Source organism: uncultured Ruthenibacterium sp. (genome assembly GCF_963558415.1).
Classification (GTDB): Bacteria; Bacillota; Clostridia; order Oscillospirales; family Ruminococcaceae; genus Ruthenibacterium.
The window spans coordinates 1-2,425 of record NZ_CAUWGY010000145.1 but is presented as its reverse complement, the minus strand read 5'-3'; the positions used below and the strand labels follow the sequence as shown (position 1 = coordinate 2,425).

At 43.5% G+C, this 2,425-nt stretch carries 2 protein-coding genes; one reads left to right on the top strand and one right to left on the bottom strand.

Annotated elements, in window-relative coordinates:
- Positions 1-261, top strand: a 261-nt coding sequence (locus AB5H98_RS13210) for a tyrosine-type recombinase/integrase (RefSeq protein ID WP_367926347.1), incomplete at its 5' end; no start/stop codon positions are given.
- 55 nt (positions 262-316) lie between these two features.
- Here the strand turns inward: AB5H98_RS13210 and AB5H98_RS13205 are convergent.
- Positions 317-2,044: a DUF262 domain-containing protein gene (locus AB5H98_RS13205; protein ID WP_367926346.1), complete on the bottom strand. Its 1,728-nt coding sequence runs from the start codon at positions 2,042-2,044 to the stop codon at positions 317-319.
- Between the last annotated feature and the right edge of the window lie 381 nt (positions 2,045-2,425).

The window sequence follows — 2,425 nt, the reverse complement described above, 5'->3', positions numbered from 1 at the left end:
TTCCATGATCTGCGCCATACTTTCGCTACTATGGCCCTCTCCAGCGGCGTGGATGTGAAGACACTGTCCAGCATGCTGGGACACTACAGCGCCGGGTTCACTCTGGACACCTATACGCACATCACCAACGATATGCAGAGAGGCGCGGCGGAGAAGATCGGAGGCTTCATGGAAACGGCCACGGCCAAGCCGGAACCGGAGCCGCCTGACCCGCCGGAGGAGAGCCGGTGCAAGGTGATACCGTTCGAGAAGGTGGGATAAGAAACAAGCATAGCGCCAACGGAGATATTACCATTCCGTGGCGCTATGCTTTGTTTTAGGGTTGAATATTCCAAAGAGTTTTTGCTATCTCATGCAGCCACTTAGCTCTGGCATCAATTTTTTCCTCTGTCCATTCGTCTTCCAATAAAACAGCATTTAAGGTAACCAGTCCCTTGGCGCAGGCTTCAAGCCCTGGCTTATTTGCACCTTTTCCAGACTTTTTTGTAGTCCAATCACTATCTCGTATTGATGCATTTAGCGCTTGAGGAATGATCGCAAGATTTCCTAATGTGAGTAGCTTCGAATCTCTTTGCTTTGCAATTTCATCTGAGGCGCAGGCGGACCAGTTGTTTCTCCATTTCTTTGGCATGAGATGCTCCAAGCTATACCCATCAAAGCCAAGAAGCAAAGTTGCACTATTTGCAGGACGGATATAGCTTTCGATGAGGTAAAGAATACCTCTGGCTTGCAGGTTGGTCAGCTTAGATTTTTGGAACCCATCCAATAACTCCTCATTAGTAGGAATGTATGTTGTTGCGTCATTTCCGCTGTGGAGCTTGGCTACCAAAGAGGTGGCATCCAAAACCTCATTACGAATCAGAGAAGTGAACAGGTTGTTATAGTTTTTTGTTAGTGAATGAACGACCATTCTGCGCATGATGTAGCTTTCCAGGATGCCATACATGGCATTTCGTTCATCCTCACTATCCACATTCTTAGCGATATACAGTGTATAGGGAATGAGCGTAGATGTCTTTAACCCAAAGATTATTATATTTAAACGCTCAATACCAAATGTGCCCGGAATGCTTACCCCACAGGTATCTGGATTAAATATAGTTCTAAAACAGATGGCATAATCCTTCATTTGGCTAAGTATAACGCTTTTGTCTCCACCGCAATAATGGTCGATAAAATGCTGATAGGATTGTGCCAAACTATCAACTCTGGCGTACATGATCTTATCGTCATTGCTGATATTGTATCGCTTGTTCTGAATAAAAATCTGGAAGAAAGAATCAAAAAAGATGTCAATGATGGCACGCTTCATTCGACCAGTTTCAATCTCGGTATCCCAATAGGATTTTGCATCATCATCTTTTTCAAAAACAGAGGCCCATTTTGCCTCATATTCGCTAATGGTATCTCTGCTGAAAAAGTAGTTTTTCAACAATTCCGAGGTTGTCAAATTAACGCCAAGAGAATTGATTGTGTTAAAAATTTGCTGTTCGTCCTCGTCTGCATTCAAATCAATTCGCACGAATTGGGCATTCATCATGACCATCATAATGTTAAGCTTATTCTCATCAATATGGTCAACAAAGTAATTATACGCTTCAATAATTCTGGACTGAGGCGCAGGGTTATCTATTTTATCTGCGGATGTAGAAGCCATAACTCTTTCGAAAGCTTCAATATCATTTCTCCCGTGGCGCAAAGCAATTGACTGCCCCATAATTCTAAACTGGCAATCAAAAGTCGTAGATTGGCCGAGTTTCAAACACAGAACTTTCATAAAAAGAAGAAAGGTTGTCAGTCGCTGCTGCCCATCTACAATCGTTCTGCAGTCAGTAAAATTTTCGCCAGGATGTGGTCTGCGACCTTCTTTCAGAATGATAGATCCAAAGAAGTGAGGCTTATTTGTCTTGACGATATACTCCATATCTTCAATCATCCGTGCCCAAAGATCCGCTTTCCAAACATAGGATCGCTGGAAGAAGGGTACTTCTATAAGCGTAGAGTTATTGAAAATATTTGTGATAATTGCTTTATGTGCATCCATAGTGAAACTCCTTGCAAAACAATCCTAATAGTCTATACAAGCGAGAATCCTGTACAGGCTATCGGCATAATATGACAGTCTTGTCCTTATGCTATCATGTAACTACTATGAAAGCAACATGATGATTGACTGTTCTACACCCAAAAGCGCGATATTTCTCCCGTTAGGGATGGGTTAGGGATTTGGCGGTTTCGGCGGCTATCCTCGCTCATGTTCCTGCCGCTTTTCTGCCCCTTGAACCACCGCTGAACAGCACTCGCCGAAATTAAAAAAATCGAACTAAAAACACAGAAAAACCGCCTATTTAGGCGGTTTTTCTAAGAGAGTTGGTCCGAGTGACAGGATTCGAACCTGCGGCATCCTGCTCCCAAAGCAGGCGCG